Here is a 14,139-nt window from a genome sequence, read left to right on the forward strand (position 1 = left end):
GCCGTGGCGAAGGGCATTCGGGAGCGCGAGTTCCAGAACCTGATGATCCAGTGGTCCCTCCCCATGGGCTGGACCTTCACCGCGGGCAGGGCGCTACCGCGTGAGACAACACAGACGGTGATGGCCAGCCTGTTGCGGGACGCCATCGTCCAGTTCAACCCCGGAGTGATAGACGGGTTCGACGTGGACGCGGTGGTCGAGGAGATCGCCGCCACGGTCAACGCCGTCGAGGGCGGGCTGGTGCGGGCCAACGAGCAGGTGCTGCGCCTGCTGCGCGGGTACAAGGAGTTCCGGGATGCCGACGGCGCGTGGCACGCCCTGAAGGTCATCGACTTCGAGCACCCGACTGCCAACACGCTGATCGTGTCGGACGAGGTAACCATCACCGTCCCCGGCAAGACCTCCCGCCGGTTCGACCTCGTGTACTGGGTCAACGGCCTGCCCCTGGTCGTGGTCGAGGTGAAGTCGCCGACCACGAATTCTGGATGGGCAGACGCCGCCCGCGAGATCAACGACGTGTACGCCACCGAGTACCCGTGGTTCTTCACCCCCAACGTCTTCGCCGTCGCCTCCGACGGGCTGAAGCTGCGCTTCGGTGCCGCCGGTGCCCCCACGAACCTGTGGCAGCCGTTCCGGTCCACCGCCGACGCCGAGAACCTGGCTGGGCAGGCCGACGTGCAGCGCTCCGTCGAACTGCTGCTCAACCCGGCCACCGTCTTGGACATGCTGGCGAACTTCGCCTTGTTCGACACCTCAGGAGGCGGGGTGGACACGAAATACCTGCCCCGCTACCCACAGATGGAGGCCGCCCACCTCATCCACCAGCGAGTCCTGGCCGGCGGCCGAAAAGGCCTGATCTGGCACCACCAAGGGAGTGGGAAGACGCTGCTGATGGTGTTCGCCGCCTCACTGATGTTGGCCGACACCCGCACCGAGTCCCCCACGATCATCCTGCTCTCGGACCGGACCCAACTCGTCCGCCAGACCTCCGGGGTGTTCACCTCCGCCATGGGGAGCGCCTACTTCCACCAGCCCGCCACCAGCCAGGAGTTACGTTCCCTGCTGGCCGGCGACGTGCGCGGCGTCATCTCCACGACCGTCCACAAGTTCGCCGATGCCGGCAAGAACCTGTCGGCCCGGGACAACATCATCGTGCTGGTCGACGAGGCGCACCGCACCCAGTCCGCCCGGTCGACGTCCCTGGCCGGGCAGATGCGCGCAGCGTTGCCGCGCGCGAAGTTCTTCGGCCTGACCGGCACTCCCGTCAGGAACCTCTCCACCGACACCTTCGCCCTCTTCGGTGAAGAGAGCGACCCGGGCAGGGTGCTGCACCGGTACTCGGTGTCCCGGTCTCTTCTGGACGGGGCCACTGTTCCGGTCCTGCTGGACCCGCACCCGGTCGCCTTCGATTTAGACGACCAGGCGTTGCAGGCTGAATTCGACCAGTTCGCCGATGACTTCGACCTCGACGACCCCGACCGTGAGCTCTTATCCCGCAAGTTCGGGCGTCTCACCTCGGTGTTCGCCAACCCCGACCGCATCCACGCGGTCTGCCAGGACATCGTGGACCACTACCTGGCCGGCGCCTACCGCAACGGTCTGAAGGCCCAGGTCGTCGCCTACAACCGTGAGCTGGCCGTGGCCTACACAGACAAGATCAACGAGCTGCTGGCCGGTTTCGAGGCGTCACAGGTGCTCGCCGAGGTCGGTAAGCATGGCCGGATCACCGCCGAGGTGAACATCTCCGTCTCGGACGCCAAGGGCGAAGATCCTGCCATGCGCCCGTTCCGGCTTTCGGAGGCCGAGGAGGAGGAGCAGAAGCGGCGGTTCCTCACCCCGGACGACCCGCTGTGCTTTCTGGTGGTGACCGCGAAGCTGATGACCGGGTTCGACGCCCCCAATGAGGGCGTCCTCTACCTGGACAAGCCGCTGAAGGCCCACAGCCTCTTCCAGACGATCACCCGCCCGAACCGTACCTGGGTGTCCCCGACCGGGTTCGTGAAGACCTCCGGCGTGATCGTGGACTACATCGGGCTGGCCGAAGAGGTGCAGCGGGCCGTCGTCGATCCCACCTCGCCGGGCGCCGGTAAGGGCGGCGGGTTCGTCACCGACCTGTCCGAGCTCGTCGCCGAGTTCCGTACCACCTTCGCCCGCATCGAAGATCTTCTTGTGGACGTGGACGGACTGGACCTCACGGTTCACGGATACGAGTCAGTACGGGCCATCAACGCCTTCCTGGATGCCAACCCTGGCGCCGCTGAGGTGTTCAGCAAGGACTACCGGCTCCTGGCCCGCCTGTACCCGCTCATCAGCACCGACAGGCGGGTGGCCAAGTACCGGGACGGTTTCGGGCTGTTCGGGTCCGTGTACACGACCCTGTTCAAGAAGTCCTCCGACGAGGAGCGGAAAGAGCGGCTAAGTGAGCTGGGACCGATGGTCCTGGAGATCATCAACGCCCACGTCCACTCCTTCTCCGTGGTCGCCACCCGAGAGGAAGCCCTTGTCCTGGACGCGCAGGGCATCGCCATCCTCAAGGAACTGATGGCCCTTGTCCGGCCCAAGCCCGGCAAGGACGGCGAGGACAAGAGGCCGCCGTCCGCAGCGGAGATCCTGGACCACATCAAGGCCGCCCTCGAAAAGGGCGTCGAACCGGGGTCCGCGAAGTACACCGCCCTCGCAGAGCGGATCAAGCTGCTGCGGGACCGGATCATTCAGAACGCAGAGGACGCCCTGGAGTTCCTGTCCGAGGCACTCCGGATCGCTCGCGCCATCGTGAACGCCGGAAAACACCCCGACGAAGCCGTCGTACTAGACAACGACCACGTGGGAGTCCTGACGCGGATCATCCACGACCACGCACCTCCCGGCCTCACCATCACGGAAAGAAATCTGGCCGAGGAAATCGACCAGGTGGTCACCCGCACCCTCGCCCGGTCATGGGACAACGCCGACGCCCGCAACCGCGGCGTCCGTCGCGCCACCGCCGCAGTCTTCCGCAAGTACGCACTAAAGCCGGTGGGAGAGCCATATGACTCCACCGTCGCCTACATCGAAGCCCACTATCTAGTCGACTGACGCATGGAGGCCCGGCTCCCTGTGATGGTCGCTAGGCCTCCGATCCTAACGAACCACAGCAAGCCGGGCATCGCACCAGTGGATGTCAGCAGAAGGATCTTGGATGCGTTGCAGCGCTCAGTCGTCGTCGCCTTGCGCGTCCTCCCCCGAGGCTCATTCCTGCTCTTATCTTGGATTCGTGACCGCTTCTCGCAGACCAGCGCGAGATGATCTTTTCTTCCACGTGTGCCACGTTGGCGGATCTTTGCAGTGCTCAAGGGGCCGACACCGAGAGTGGCACAGGCGTCGCCGATGAGCTACGTGGACACGCAGGGCGCGGTTGCGCTGATCTCACCGGGCCAGAACTCGATCAGTGCGGGGCAGCGGCTCCTGATCGACGCCGCGGCGATGCGCGCTGCGGTGGTGGCCACGGACACGTGGGACCTGGCCACAGGGACGGACAAGGCCAGCGTCGTCTCCGTGTTCGGCCCCGGGTCGGCGTCGCGGTGGCTGCACCTGACGCTGGCCGTGGCCGTGGGCGATCCGTTCTCCCGCGCCGTGCTGGTGTCGTGTACAGCTGCGGGGAGCACGGGGGCATCCCGATCGGAGATCCGAGGACGGCACTCGTTTCTCTGAATAATTAGGGACGTTCCAGGACAATCAGGTCGTGACTAAACGCCCTGTAACCCCAGTATGGGATTATCTGTTATAAAACGGGCGATGAGTCGCCTATGTTTTGCCGCGAATCCATCGCTAGTTAATTAATGCCGCACTGTTAGGACTTAATTAAACTGGGCGGCTAAGTGCGATCGCTAACTGCGCTGCTACTATGCTTGTAGCATCGCCGGACAGGACGAGACAGGCATGCCCGCCTGTTCTCGCTGGTCAGAAGGATGGAGGACCCCGCTCCGGCCTGGTAACCATGAACGGGGCCCTCTTCATCGGGGGCTCGGCTGGCTGTTGCTAGCCGAGCCCGCCGCTGTCCCGGAGCCATTCGATGACGAGGATCAGGAGCTGCACGAGCAGCAGCCGATCAGCGTCATCGTCGTTGTCTCCGGAGCCCAGCAGCGACATGATGATGTCCCTTCCCCGGACCGGGGGTCCTGGGAGGTGGCCGCGGTCCGGCTCGGCCGCCTCGCGAGAGCGGCGGACCCTTCCGCGTCATGTCTGCCTGCTGAACTGAGTGGCAGTCTAACGCGTTCCAGGGCTGAATCAATTCGCTACTTCGAGAGCGATTGCCGGGGGGCATCCAAACCTGTCGCTCATATTCTGGGCCCTCCACCACTTTCACCCAGGTCACGCAGGGAAACATCCCATTGACGTGGTCGCGGAATTGCTTCCTCCTGAGGAGGCGGACCGAATGTCGTTCGACCTCTGGCTCATCGCCTATTACCCCAACGGCGCGCGGCGCGGCCTGCTGCCGCACCCAGGTCGAGGTGGCGTTCCCGTTCAACGACGTGCCCAGCCTGCGGTTCGGCTACAGCTCGAACGCGCCGGAGCTGACCTGATCGCCACTTCGGCCGAACTCCAGCTCCAGTGGACGACGGACGGGCATGCGTGGTTCGACTACGCCGAGGGCCGGTTTCTGCTGATCCGCCGCGAGGGCGACCAGTTAGCCGATACGGGCCGACTGGTCCCCCGAGTTGGTCCGAGACGCTGACGCACCGCAGCAGGGCACGGGGCGTTCAGCATGATCAAGCGTGTGTCACTTCTGGCCCGAAACCTCCTCGGTGTCCGCTGGCACCACCCGCTGATACCGCTCCCTCGGAGCAGTCCGGTGCTCCCCCCGCGCGCGGCCACCCGCGCGGCCGCTTGCAGAGGCCGGGCAATCATCCACGGGACAACAGCAGGCGTCACTTGACGCGGGTAGGCAGGAGCTGGGTGTTTTCCAGGCCGAGGTCCGTGAGGGCCTGGTCGATGCTGGGGCGGAGGGGATCATCATCGATGAGGGGACTTACCACGCTGGCGGCTTGGAGGAGCGCCACAGCCAGTTGGATGACGTCCGCATCGCCGAGCTTTGCGGCATTCTGTCGGGCCTGAAGGGTGCCGTCATCCATGTGCTCGACGTACGCACTGGCGGTGGCCATGGTGGTGTGTGACAGCGAGGAGAGGTGCGAGTACACCGGGTAAACGTCTGCGACATCGTACCGCTCGAGCATGTCGTAGAAGTTCTTCAGCTCATACTTGAACTTTTCATGGAGTTCCTGCTCTGATGCGGTTCGGGCAGGCAGGGTCGACCGCTGTGTGGCAGCCAGTTCCAGGGTGGCCCGCATCTCGGCGGCGCCGGTCCAGCCAGTTTCCTCCAGCTTCTTGCAGAGCTTCTCGCGCTCGTCGTCGCCACGGGCGACGAGCGCGTCCACAGCGGCATCGCCATTGTCGACGAGCCAGTTGATGGCGTATGCGTGGTTGAAGACATTGCGGACCAGGGGGGCGACCTCGATCGTGAAGCCTCGCTCCGTGAGCATCAGTGCGGCCTCGGCCGTGCGGCAAGGTAAGACGCCACCAGCTGTACACCGGGCCGAACACCCGCGCCTTAGCCACGGCGGCTTCAGGCCCGTGGCGATGACGCTCTCGGCGGCCTTAAGGAGGGATGCAGCGGTTGCGCGAGCGAGTTCGCCGGTCTTCTGATCATTCGTCAGGTTCGAAATGGCAGGACTGTAAGGGCATACCGCGCGGAGCGGATCATCGGGAGGCGGCACAGTGCTGCGCTGGTCGTAGCGGGTCGCGGGGCGTTCCAGATGAGGATGCGCCAGTCGGTACCGTGCTCCGCTCCTCATCCAAGAAGTACTCCACCACCCCGACATCTCGGCGTAGTCGGAGCAGCCGGGCGGTGGCCGTCGCCTAGCGCACCTACTCGACGGCGCCCGCCCTGGAGAGGGCGCGGGTGCGGCGCCTCAGGCAGGTGTCCCGAAATTGGTGACGGGGTGTTCGGTCAGGCGGTCATCCACGTGATCGCCCGCACGGGGACGGCGGGTACGCGGTGATCGGCCGGTCGCCGCTGACGGTGACCGGGAGCTGGCGGGCCGCCCGCTCCTGCTGCGATCGCGGCTGCTTTTGTTACCACGCCTCCTGGCGGGTCTTTCGCCGTTTGGGGGTGAAGGGCTCTCCGCGGTGGCATACCGGCTTTACCGGCTGGCCCTGCACGTGCACGGCCGGCCGCCCCTGGGCCGTCACACTGGTCGTCCCAGCGGATGAACGGTTCGTCCCGGACGGGTTGCTGGTCATGGCCGACACGAACGAACTCCTGGCGGCCGCGCTGATCTACCCGCTGGCCCCCACGGCACCGGCCATGAAGCCACCGAGGGGCTACTGGGCGACGTGCTGATCCACCCGTCCGCCGATCGAGCGGCGATGATGACGGACGTTCTTGGGTCATCATGGAACTGGTGCGCGGGCGCTCCCTGCAGGACCTGCTGACGACCGAGAGAGCGCTGCCGCTCAGTCGGGTCGCGCAGATCGGGTTACAGGTGCTAGAGGCTCTGAGCACGCGCTGTGGTCGCTTGCTCCCAATGCTCTCGGCCGCATAGAAGATCGACAGGAGCACCCGATCGATCCCAAATGCTCTCAACCGCCGGCAACCGACCCCATCAAACGCCACTGGCCTGCGAAGCTGGAAAAGCCGCAGGCCAGCGGACAGTCCGAACTACCTTGACACAGTAGAGGTCAGGGCGCCGCCTCAACGACGCCCTGATTTGCCGCTGCACCAGCCGAGAGCACTGCGCATGGATCCGTTCGGCGGACAAGCTGACTTTTGAGGATCATGGAACTTACACGATCATGACACGCGAGCACCATCCGAGCGCACCCAGGCCCAGAAACGACTGCGGGCGCCCTCGCGGGAAGCGAGAACGCCCAGGTCGATCGCCAAGTGATCGGGTGCGCCGCCAGGGACTCGAACCCCGGACCCGCTGATTAAGAGTCAGCTGCTCTGACCAACTGAGCTAGCGGCGCGTCCAAGAAAGGATACAGGACGGTTGCGGGGGTTCGTACGACATCAAGGGGGGCGGGGTCAGGGCCAGATGGGCTCGGTGGTGGGGGTGGGGGGTTCGGGGAGGACTTCGAGGCGGTGGAGGAGGGTGAGGAAGGTGGAGGCGTACGGGGAGGGGGCGGCGACGGAGGCGACGCGGTTCCAGTCGACCTGTTCGCGCAGGGCGCGGACCTGGGGGAGCAGGGAGCCGTAGTCGCAGCTGTGCTCCGACAGGGGCAGGAGCCAGGAGATGACCAGGTCGGTGGCCTCCAGGACGGGGAGGATGACGGCGTTGGCCTTCAGTGGCTCGGCGCGTTTGATCAGGTCGGCCGTGACCGGGCGGTCGGCCACCCGGAAGATGAGGTCGACCAGGTGGTCCTCCTCGTCGAACGCCTTGATCAGCCAGTCCTCCGGCGGCTGCGCCATGCGGAAGCCCAGGCTGGTGAGCGTTTCGGAGGCCAGCGGGATGTCCTCCTGTGGCACGACGAAGTCGACGTCGTGGAGGGAGGGAGCGGCACCGCGGGCGTACGCGGCGCAGCCGCCCGCGAGGGCGAAGCGGACGTCGGCGGTTTTGAGCCCGATGCCGGCTCGCTTGAGGGTTTCCAGGATGGCATCGGTGACCGCATGGCTGTGGCTGCCCATGCGCATCGGACTACCCCATCGGTCACAGGCTAGACATGACCTGCTCGGCGCCGGGTAGCCGCTCGCCCATGAATGAGCCGGGCGTACGCCAAAATTCGGACGACGAGAGTCACAAGGAACGAGTGAACCGGGAGCTGGCCGAACTGCTCCAGGGGTTAAGAGTGGCCGTCACGGGTGTGCAGGTGCTGTTCGCGTTCCTGCTGACCGTCCCGTTCGCCGCCGGGTTCCCCAAGGTGGACCTCGTCGGGCGATGGTTGTTCTTCATCTCGCTGATGGCCGCGGCCTTCGCCTCCATCTGCTTCATCGCCCCGGCCGCCCAGCACCGCCTGCTGTTCCGCACCGGTCTGAAGGAGCGGATGCTGCGCGAGGCGAACGCGCTGGGCGTGGCCGGGGCGGTGCTGCTGGCCGTGGCGATGACGAGCGCCGTGGCGCTGGTGACCGAAGTGGTCATCAACTCCTGGCAGGCGGCGCTGTTCGGGGCCGCGGTGATGCTCGCCAGCGGGTGGCTCTGGTTCGTGCAGCCGCTGCTGTCCCTTTACCGGCAGCGAAACGGGGAGCGCCCGCGATGACGTCAAGGATGACGTTAAGCCGGTGAGCGGCCGGGCAGTAGCGGCCCATGGCCACTTTGCTTTGGATCATCGCGGTAGTGCTCATCATCTCCGGGATCTACGTGATCCTGGCCCGTCGCGACATCCTATGGGGTGTCGTCCTCATCGTCCTCGGGTTCCTCGTCGGTCCGGGTGGTGTCAGCATCTTCAATGTATGAACACCGGGCCGGCCCTGCCTGCGGCGTCTACTCCTTGAGGTCCTCCTTGAGGCTGTAGACGCCGTAGGCACGGCCGAGCACCGGCAGCGCCACGTTGCGCACCCTGATGCCCCCGGGCGTCAGGCCCTTCTCGCTCCCCAGGTGGGCGTGGCCGTGCACGATGAGGTCGGCGCCCTCCGCGTCCACCGCCTCGGCCAGCAGGTAGCTGCCGAGGAACGGATAGATCTCCTTCGGCTCGCCCTCCAGGGTGTCCTTGACCGGCGAGTAGTGCGTGAGCACCACTCGGTGGTCGGCGGGAGTCTCCTTCAGCGCGACCCGCCAGCGTTCGGCGATGTCCTTGGTGTGACGGACGAACGCCTTGGTCTCCGGCTCACCGAACTCGCTCGCGCACTTGCCGGCGAACCCTCCGCCGAACCCCTTGCCGCCCACGATCCCCAAGGTCTCACCATGACACTCGATGACGGCCGCCTGGTCGTCCAGGACGATCACCCCGGCGTCCCGCAGCAACACGGAAATGATCTCCTCGGCGTCGGAGTGGTAGTCGTGGTTGCCCAGTACCGCCACCACCGGGATCGGCAGGTCGCGGAACTCATCGGCCACCACCCGCCCCTCCTCCTCGGTGCCGTGCCTGGTCAGGTCGCCGGCCAGGAGCAGTACGTCGGCCCGCTCCTCGATGCCGGCGAGCCGGGGACGGAACCGCCCGCGCAGGTCTTCGCTCATGTGGATGTCGCCGACCGCGGCGATGCGCACCTTCACAGGTTCTCCTCCTCACCGGGGTCGCGTACCTCGACCACGCTGATCTCGTTGTGGACCTCAAGTTCGGGGGCGGCCTCTCCGGCCACTCCCGCGATCGCCTCGCGGCGGTATTCGTCGCCGACCTGCCCGCGCAGGAAGATCTGGTCTCCCCGCACGTCCACGCGGATGCCGAGTTCGTGGGTGCGCTCGTCCTCGGCGAGCGCGCGCTGGACTCTGGCGGCGACGTACTGCGGCGCCTCACCTGCCATCGTGGCCCCTCTCCTAGGCCTGACATTCCGGGCCCCGGCGTTTCAAGCCGTTGCCAAGGTCCGCTTGCCCTGCGACCGGGCGACGAAACCGGCCCCGGGGGGTTCGGCGGGCCGGAAGCGGGAACATCCTCGCCAGGGCCGTGAGTGCCCCGTGTCTAGGACGCAGGCACACTCGTCGATTTCGTCATGCCTGAACCGGATTTCCCCGAGATCTCCGGCAGGCGTGCGAAGGAGTGGCCATGCGCCTCGTCGGTGAACACCCCCATGCGCCCGGTCCCGGCGGCCTTCCGGGGCCGCGTGCCCTGGTGCTGGCCGGTCCCGGGCTCGGCGGGCTGCTGTCCGCCGTGCCCGCCCTGCGGGCGTTGCGCGGGTCCGGGCAGCAGGTACTGCTCGCGGCCCCCGCCCGGCTGCGCGAGGCGGCCGAGCTGACCGGCGCGGTCGATCGGCTGGTGCCGATCGTGCCCGGCCGTCCCATCCCGTGGTACGCCTCCTACGGCGAGCCGCCGGACCTCACGGTCAACCTGCGCGACGCCGACCCGGCGAGCCGCCGCCGGCTGCTCGCCCTGCGCCCGGCCGACCTGTGGGCGTACGAGCCGGGCGGAGCCGCCCGGCCGCGCCGCGACGGCCCTCACTGGGACGGCGGCGAGGACGAGGTGCGGCGCTGGTGCCGCCTGCTGGGGTGGTACGGCCTGGCCGCCGACCCGGCGAACACCGCGCTGCCCGTTCCGCTGTGCCCGAACCCGGCCAAGGGCGCCGTGGTCGTCCACCCGGGGCACGCCGGGGCGCAGTGGCCCGAGCATCGGTTCGCGCTGGTGGCCGATGTGCTGTCGGGCGTGGGGTGGCCGGTGGTGCTGACCGGCGACCGGTCGGAGCGGGCGCTCGCCATGCGCGTCGCGGCGCAGGGCTTCCTGCCGCCGGGGGCGGTGCTGGCCGGGCGTACGTCGCCGCGGCGGCTGTGCGCGCTGGTCGCGGGGGCGCGGCTGGTGGTGTCCGGGCATCCGGGCCTGTCCCGGCTGGCGGCGGCGTACGGCACGCCGTGCCTCACCGTGCGCGGCCCGGACACCGGCGTGGACGAAGTGCTGTCCGCCGCGCTCGACCGGCTCGCCAGGTATGACCAAAACCGCATGGGGTACGGGGTTTCGGCCCCTGCAGAACAAAGGAGGGGAACATGACACGTCGTGAGAAGCCCGCCGTACCGGCGACACCGCTCGATGTCGTGCACATCCGGCTCGGCTCTTTCTTCCTGTTCTTCGCGATCGCCGTCGGCGCGCTGGGCATCGTGGCGAGCGTTCCGTGGCTGACGGCGGCGATGGCCGTCGTGGCGTTGATCACCATCATCGACATCGTGCTGGCCATGCGCCGTCAGCGGGCGCGTGAGGCCGAAGGGGAGGAAGGCAGTGACGGGCTCGAATGACAGCCATACCGGCTACGGCGGCATCGATATGGAGGAACCATTCCAACGCGGGGGTGAGCAGGACGGCCGGCTCGCCGGTCAGGTGGTGGTGGTCACCGGCGCGGGTGGCGGCGTCGGCCGGGCGACCGCCGGGCGGCTCGGGCGGGAGGGCGCACTCGTCGCGCTGATCGCCCGCGGCGGGCCCGGGGTGTCCACCGCCGCCGTGGAGGTGGGCGCGGCGGGCGGCAGCGGGATCGTCTACGAGGCCGACGCGGCGGATTATGAGCAGGTCAGGACCGCCGCCGAACGGATCGAGACGGACCTTGGGCCGATCGACGTGTGGATCAACGTGACCGACGCGGCGCCCGGCGCGCGCTTCACGGACATGCCGCCGGAGGAGTTCCGGCGGAGCGCGGAGGCGGCCTTTCTGAGCGGCGCGTGGGGCACGCGGGTGGCGCTGGACCTCATGCGCCCGCGCGGGCGCGGCACGATCGTGCAGGCCGTCTCGGCCCTCGCGTACCGAGCCGTCCCCGGACGGTCCGCGTACTGCGCCGCCGAGCACGCCATCAGGGGCATGACCGAGTCGATCAGGTCCGAACTGCGCGAGACGGGCGACCAGCTCAAGATCACCATGGTCCGGCTCCCCGCCCCGGAGGCCGGGCCCCTCAAACCGCGCGGCCACGGACAGCAGGCCGACGCCCTGGTCTTCGCGGCCTGCCACCCGGAGCGCGCGGAGTACCGCGCGGACACCCTGATCAGCGGGCGCTGGCCGTCCCGGCACCCGGCGCTGACCGCCGCACTGCTCGGCGTGGGCACCGGCGCGGCCATCGCCGCGCTCCGCCGCCGCCTCACCTGATCCGCCGGAGGTTTTCGCCGGACTGGCCGGGTAGTCGGGGGGCAATGCCGAGAAGGGAGTCCCGATGCCCGAGCGTGACCTCCGCTACCTGGCCGACCTGGCGGCGCAGCTCCGCGTGGACGCGGTGCGGGCCTCGTCCGCCGCCGGGTCCGGTCACCCGACCTCGTCGATGTCGGCGGCGGACCTGATGGCCGTGCTGCTCGCCTGCCACCTGCGCTACGACTTCGACGATCCGCACGCCCCCGGGAACGACCACCTGATCTTCTCCAAGGGACACGCCTCGCCGCTGCTCTACGCGCTCTACAAGGCGGCGGGCGCGATCTCCGACGAGGAGCTGCTGAGCTTTCGCAAGCACGGCAGCCGGCTGGAGGGCCATCCCACCCCGCGGCTGCCGTGGGTGGACGTGGCCACCGGCTCGCTCGGGCAGGGACTGCCGGTCGGTGTGGGCGTCGCGATGGCCGGACGGCGGCTGGATCGCGTCCCGTACCACGTGTGGGTGTTGTGCGGGGACAGTGAGCTGGCCGAAGGGTCCATCTGGGAGGCAGCCGAGCAGGCGGGGTACGAGGGCCTGGCCAACCTGACCGCCATCGTGGACGTGAACCGCCTGGGCCAGCGCGGGCCGACCCGGCACGGCTGGGACACCGGCGCGTACGCCCGCAGGATGTGCGCCTTCGGCTGGCACACCGTGGAGATCGACGGGCACGACCCCGGGCAGATCGACTACGCGCTGTCCGACGCCCGCAACGTCCGCAGGCGGCCCACCGCGATCCTGGCCAGGACGCGCAAGGGCGAGGGCGTCTCGGCGGTCGAGGACCGCGAGGGCGCGCACGGCAAGCCGCTGGCCGACGCCGAGCAGGCCATCGAGGAACTGGGCGGGCTGCGGGAGACGATCCGCGTGCAGGTGAACCCGCCCGAGCCGGTCAAGGAGCCCGACGGGGTGCCGCACTCACCGCTGAAGCTGCCGGTGTTCGAGCTGGGCGACGACGTGGCCACCCGCTCGGCGTTCGGGGAGGCGCTGGCCGCGCTGGGCTCGGCGCGCGGCGACGTGGTCGCGCTGGACGGCGAGGTCGCCGACTCCACCAAGGCCCAGGCGTTCGCTGACGCCCATCCGGACCGGTTCTTCGAGTTCTTCATCGCCGAGCAGCAGATGGTGGCGGCGGCGGTGGGCATGCAGGTCCGGGGGTGGGTGCCGTTCGCGGCGACGTTCGCGGCGTTCCTGACCCGGGCGGCCGACTTCATCCGCATGGCGGCGGTGAGCCGGGCCGACGTACGGCTGGTCGGCTCGCACTCCGGGGTGGAGATCGGCCAGGACGGCCCTTCGCAGATGGGCCTTGAGGACCTGTCGATGATGCGCGCGGTGTACGGGAGCACGGTCCTCTACCCGTGCGACGCGAACCAGACCGCCAAGCTGGTGACCGCGATGGCCGACCGGCCGGGAGTGAGCTACCTGCGCACCACGCGCGGCGCGACCCCGGTGATCTACGACGCGGACGAGGACTTCCCGATCGGCCGGTGCCGGGTGCTGCGCGCCTCCCCCGACGACCTGGCGACGATCGTCGCCGCCGGGGTGACCGTGCACGAGGCGCTGGCGGCGGCCGGCGAACTGGCCGAGGAGGGCATCCGGGTCGGGGTGATCGACCTCTACTCCGTCAAGCCGCTGGACATCGAGGCGCTGCGGGCGGCGGCCACCACCACGGGCAACCTGATCACCGTGGAGGACCACTGGCCGGAGGGCGGGCTGGGCGAGGCGGTGCTGTCGGCCGTGGCGGACCTCGGGCCGCGAGTCATCAAGCTGGCGGTGCGCCAGATGCCCGGTTCGGCCACCCCGCGCGAGCAGTTGCGCGACGCGGGCATCGACCGCACCGCGATCCGGGACGCCGTCAAGCGCCTGCGGTGACAGCGCTCACCACAGGCGCTCGGGCTCAGGGGGTCAGCGGCTTCTGGCCTTGCTGGTGGCCCTTCTGTTGGCCTTCTTGATGGCGTCCACAAGTTCCTTCTTGCTCATCCTGCTGCGTCCGGTGATGTCCAGCCGCTGGGCGGTCGCGTACAGGTGCTCCTTGGGCGCGCTCGTGTCCACGCCCTCGGCCGTCCTGCCGGGGGCCGGGGTGCTCTTCCTGGCCTGCTTGTCCGAGGGGCCCCTCCGGCCGCCGGCCTTGCGCTCCCAGTGGTCGCCGACCTTCTCATAGGAGTGCTTGAGGGCGCTGAAGGCGGTCCGGTGGGAGCGGGCGCCCTCGCCGTACTCCTGCACCGCCGAATCGTGCGCCTTGATCCAGGTCTCCTGCGCCTCCTTCGGCGAGCGCCGCAGGGTGGACGGGAGTTCTTCGCGTGCGGGCATCGAACCCTCACCTCCACATCGATCGATTCTGTGCCACGACTGCCCGGCCGGTCCGCTCCGAAACAAGCCCCGGATAGAAGGTCATCGAAGCGGGCAGGAGAATGGCTCTCATGTGCCTCGGC

General features: G+C 68.4%; 14 protein-coding genes and 1 tRNA gene. 9 read left to right on the top strand and 6 right to left on the bottom strand.

The window, feature by feature from the left end; translation table 11 throughout:
* Positions 1 to 3 precede the first annotated feature (3 nt).
* From DP939_RS25320 to DP939_RS45530, 3 genes are all read left to right on the top strand, one after another.
* Positions 4 to 3,075: a type I restriction endonuclease subunit R gene (locus DP939_RS25320; protein ID WP_113983276.1), complete on the top strand. Its 3,072-nt coding sequence runs from the start codon at positions 4 to 6 to the stop codon at positions 3,073 to 3,075.
* A 291-nt stretch (positions 3,076 to 3,366) separates the two neighbouring features.
* Positions 3,367 to 3,690, top strand: a complete 324-nt coding sequence (locus DP939_RS25325) for a hypothetical protein (RefSeq protein WP_113983277.1) — start codon at positions 3,367 to 3,369, stop codon at positions 3,688 to 3,690.
* Positions 3,691 to 4,414: 724 nt separating this feature from the next.
* Positions 4,415 to 4,714: a hypothetical protein gene (locus tag DP939_RS45530; protein WP_147268131.1), complete on the top strand. Its 300-nt coding sequence runs from the start codon at positions 4,415 to 4,417 to the stop codon at positions 4,712 to 4,714.
* A gap of 193 nt (positions 4,715 to 4,907) precedes the next feature.
* On the opposite strand, the gene DP939_RS25330 is transcribed toward DP939_RS45530, so the two are convergent.
* The 3 genes from DP939_RS25330 to DP939_RS25340 all read right to left on the bottom strand — a co-directional run bounded on the left by DP939_RS25330 (position 4,908) and on the right by DP939_RS25340 (position 7,669).
* The gene (locus tag DP939_RS25330; RefSeq protein WP_318656311.1) at positions 4,908 to 5,858 is read right to left on the bottom strand and encodes a DUF5677 domain-containing protein; all 951 of its coding nucleotides are present in this window, start codon (positions 5,856 to 5,858) and stop codon (positions 4,908 to 4,910) included.
* A gap of 1,073 nt (positions 5,859 to 6,931) precedes the next feature.
* Positions 6,932 to 7,005, bottom strand: a tRNA-Lys gene (locus DP939_RS25335).
* Positions 7,006 to 7,063: 58 nt separating this feature from the next.
* Positions 7,064 to 7,669, bottom strand: coding sequence for a nucleotidyltransferase family protein (locus DP939_RS25340; RefSeq protein WP_225878486.1), 606 nt, complete (start codon positions 7,667 to 7,669; stop codon positions 7,064 to 7,066).
* 62 nt (positions 7,670 to 7,731) lie between these two features.
* Here DP939_RS25340 and DP939_RS25345 point away from each other — a divergent pair, with 62 nt between their 5' ends.
* Both DP939_RS25345 and DP939_RS48035 read left to right on the top strand, forming a co-directional pair.
* Positions 7,732 to 8,232 (top strand): DUF6328 family protein, encoded by a 501-nt coding sequence (locus DP939_RS25345; protein ID WP_113983279.1) that lies wholly within the window; start codon positions 7,732 to 7,734, stop codon positions 8,230 to 8,232.
* 47 nt (positions 8,233 to 8,279) lie between these two features.
* On the top strand, positions 8,280 to 8,429 hold the full coding sequence (locus tag DP939_RS48035; RefSeq protein ID WP_225878487.1) for a GPGG-motif small membrane protein: 150 nt from the start codon (positions 8,280 to 8,282) through the stop codon (positions 8,427 to 8,429).
* A 27-nt stretch (positions 8,430 to 8,456) separates the two neighbouring features.
* On the opposite strand, the gene DP939_RS25350 is transcribed toward DP939_RS48035, so the two are convergent.
* A complete protein-coding gene (locus DP939_RS25350; protein WP_225878488.1) occupies positions 8,457 to 9,185 on the bottom strand; it encodes a metallophosphoesterase family protein in 729 nt (242 codons plus the stop codon).
* Positions 9,182 to 9,433, bottom strand: a complete 252-nt coding sequence (locus DP939_RS25355) for a BON domain-containing protein (protein WP_113983280.1) — start codon at positions 9,431 to 9,433, stop codon at positions 9,182 to 9,184. Before DP939_RS25355 ends, DP939_RS25350 begins: the two co-directional genes overlap by 4 nt.
* Before the next feature lie 239 nt (positions 9,434 to 9,672).
* Between DP939_RS25355 and DP939_RS25360 the strand changes: the two genes are divergently transcribed.
* From DP939_RS25360 to DP939_RS25375, 4 genes are all read left to right on the top strand, one after another.
* Positions 9,673 to 10,605 carry a glycosyltransferase family 9 protein gene (locus DP939_RS25360; RefSeq protein ID WP_113983281.1) on the top strand — a complete coding sequence of 311 codons (933 nt, stop codon included), beginning with the start codon at positions 9,673 to 9,675 and terminating at the stop codon, positions 10,603 to 10,605.
* Positions 10,602 to 10,847 (top strand): hypothetical protein, encoded by a 246-nt coding sequence (locus DP939_RS25365; protein ID WP_113983282.1) that lies wholly within the window; start codon positions 10,602 to 10,604, stop codon positions 10,845 to 10,847. The genes DP939_RS25360 and DP939_RS25365 overlap by 4 nt, the downstream gene beginning before the upstream one ends.
* Positions 10,848 to 10,875: 28 nt before the next feature.
* Positions 10,876 to 11,682, top strand: a complete 807-nt coding sequence (locus DP939_RS25370) for an SDR family NAD(P)-dependent oxidoreductase (protein WP_113983283.1) — start codon at positions 10,876 to 10,878, stop codon at positions 11,680 to 11,682.
* A gap of 64 nt (positions 11,683 to 11,746) precedes the next feature.
* A complete protein-coding gene (locus tag DP939_RS25375; protein WP_113983284.1) occupies positions 11,747 to 13,579 on the top strand; it encodes a transketolase in 1,833 nt (610 codons plus the stop codon).
* A gap of 33 nt (positions 13,580 to 13,612) precedes the next feature.
* Here the strand turns inward: DP939_RS25375 and DP939_RS25380 are convergent, their stop codons facing one another.
* Entirely contained in the window at positions 13,613 to 14,017 is a 405-nt protein-coding gene (locus DP939_RS25380) for a ChaB family protein (RefSeq protein ID WP_113983285.1), read from the bottom strand.
* Positions 14,018 to 14,139 lie beyond the last annotated feature (122 nt).

Origin of the sequence: Spongiactinospora rosea, from assembly GCF_003315795.1 — a bacterium.
GTDB classification, from domain to species: Bacteria; Actinomycetota; Actinomycetes; order Streptosporangiales; family Streptosporangiaceae; genus Spongiactinospora; species Spongiactinospora rosea.

Bases quoted from the DNA above. Each gene is read 5' to 3' on its own strand.
- DP939_RS48035 (WP_225878487.1), top strand. From the start codon at position 8,280: ATGGCCACTTTGCTTTGGATCATCGCGGTAGTGCTCATCATCTCCGGG.
- DP939_RS25365 (WP_113983282.1), top strand. From the start codon at position 10,602: ATGACACGTCGTGAGAAGCCCGCCGTACCGGCGACACCGCTCGATGTC.
- DP939_RS25345 (WP_113983279.1), top strand. From the start codon at position 7,732: ATGAATGAGCCGGGCGTACGCCAAAATTCGGACGACGAGAGTCACAAG.
- DP939_RS25330 (WP_318656311.1), bottom strand. From the start codon at position 5,858: ATGTCGGGGTGGTGGAGTACTTCTTGGATGAGGAGCGGAGCACGGTAC.
- DP939_RS25340 (WP_225878486.1), bottom strand. From the start codon at position 7,669: ATGCGCATGGGCAGCCACAGCCATGCGGTCACCGATGCCATCCTGGAA.
- DP939_RS25325 (WP_113983277.1), top strand. From the start codon at position 3,367: ATGAGCTACGTGGACACGCAGGGCGCGGTTGCGCTGATCTCACCGGGC.
- DP939_RS45530 (WP_147268131.1), top strand. From the start codon at position 4,415: ATGTCGTTCGACCTCTGGCTCATCGCCTATTACCCCAACGGCGCGCGG.
- DP939_RS25380 (WP_113983285.1), bottom strand. From the start codon at position 14,017: ATGCCCGCACGCGAAGAACTCCCGTCCACCCTGCGGCGCTCGCCGAAG.
- DP939_RS25355 (WP_113983280.1), bottom strand. From the start codon at position 9,433: ATGGCAGGTGAGGCGCCGCAGTACGTCGCCGCCAGAGTCCAGCGCGCG.
- DP939_RS25370 (WP_113983283.1), top strand. From the start codon at position 10,876: ATGGAGGAACCATTCCAACGCGGGGGTGAGCAGGACGGCCGGCTCGCC.
- DP939_RS25360 (WP_113983281.1), top strand. From the start codon at position 9,673: ATGCGCCTCGTCGGTGAACACCCCCATGCGCCCGGTCCCGGCGGCCTT.
- DP939_RS25375 (WP_113983284.1), top strand. From the start codon at position 11,747: ATGCCCGAGCGTGACCTCCGCTACCTGGCCGACCTGGCGGCGCAGCTC.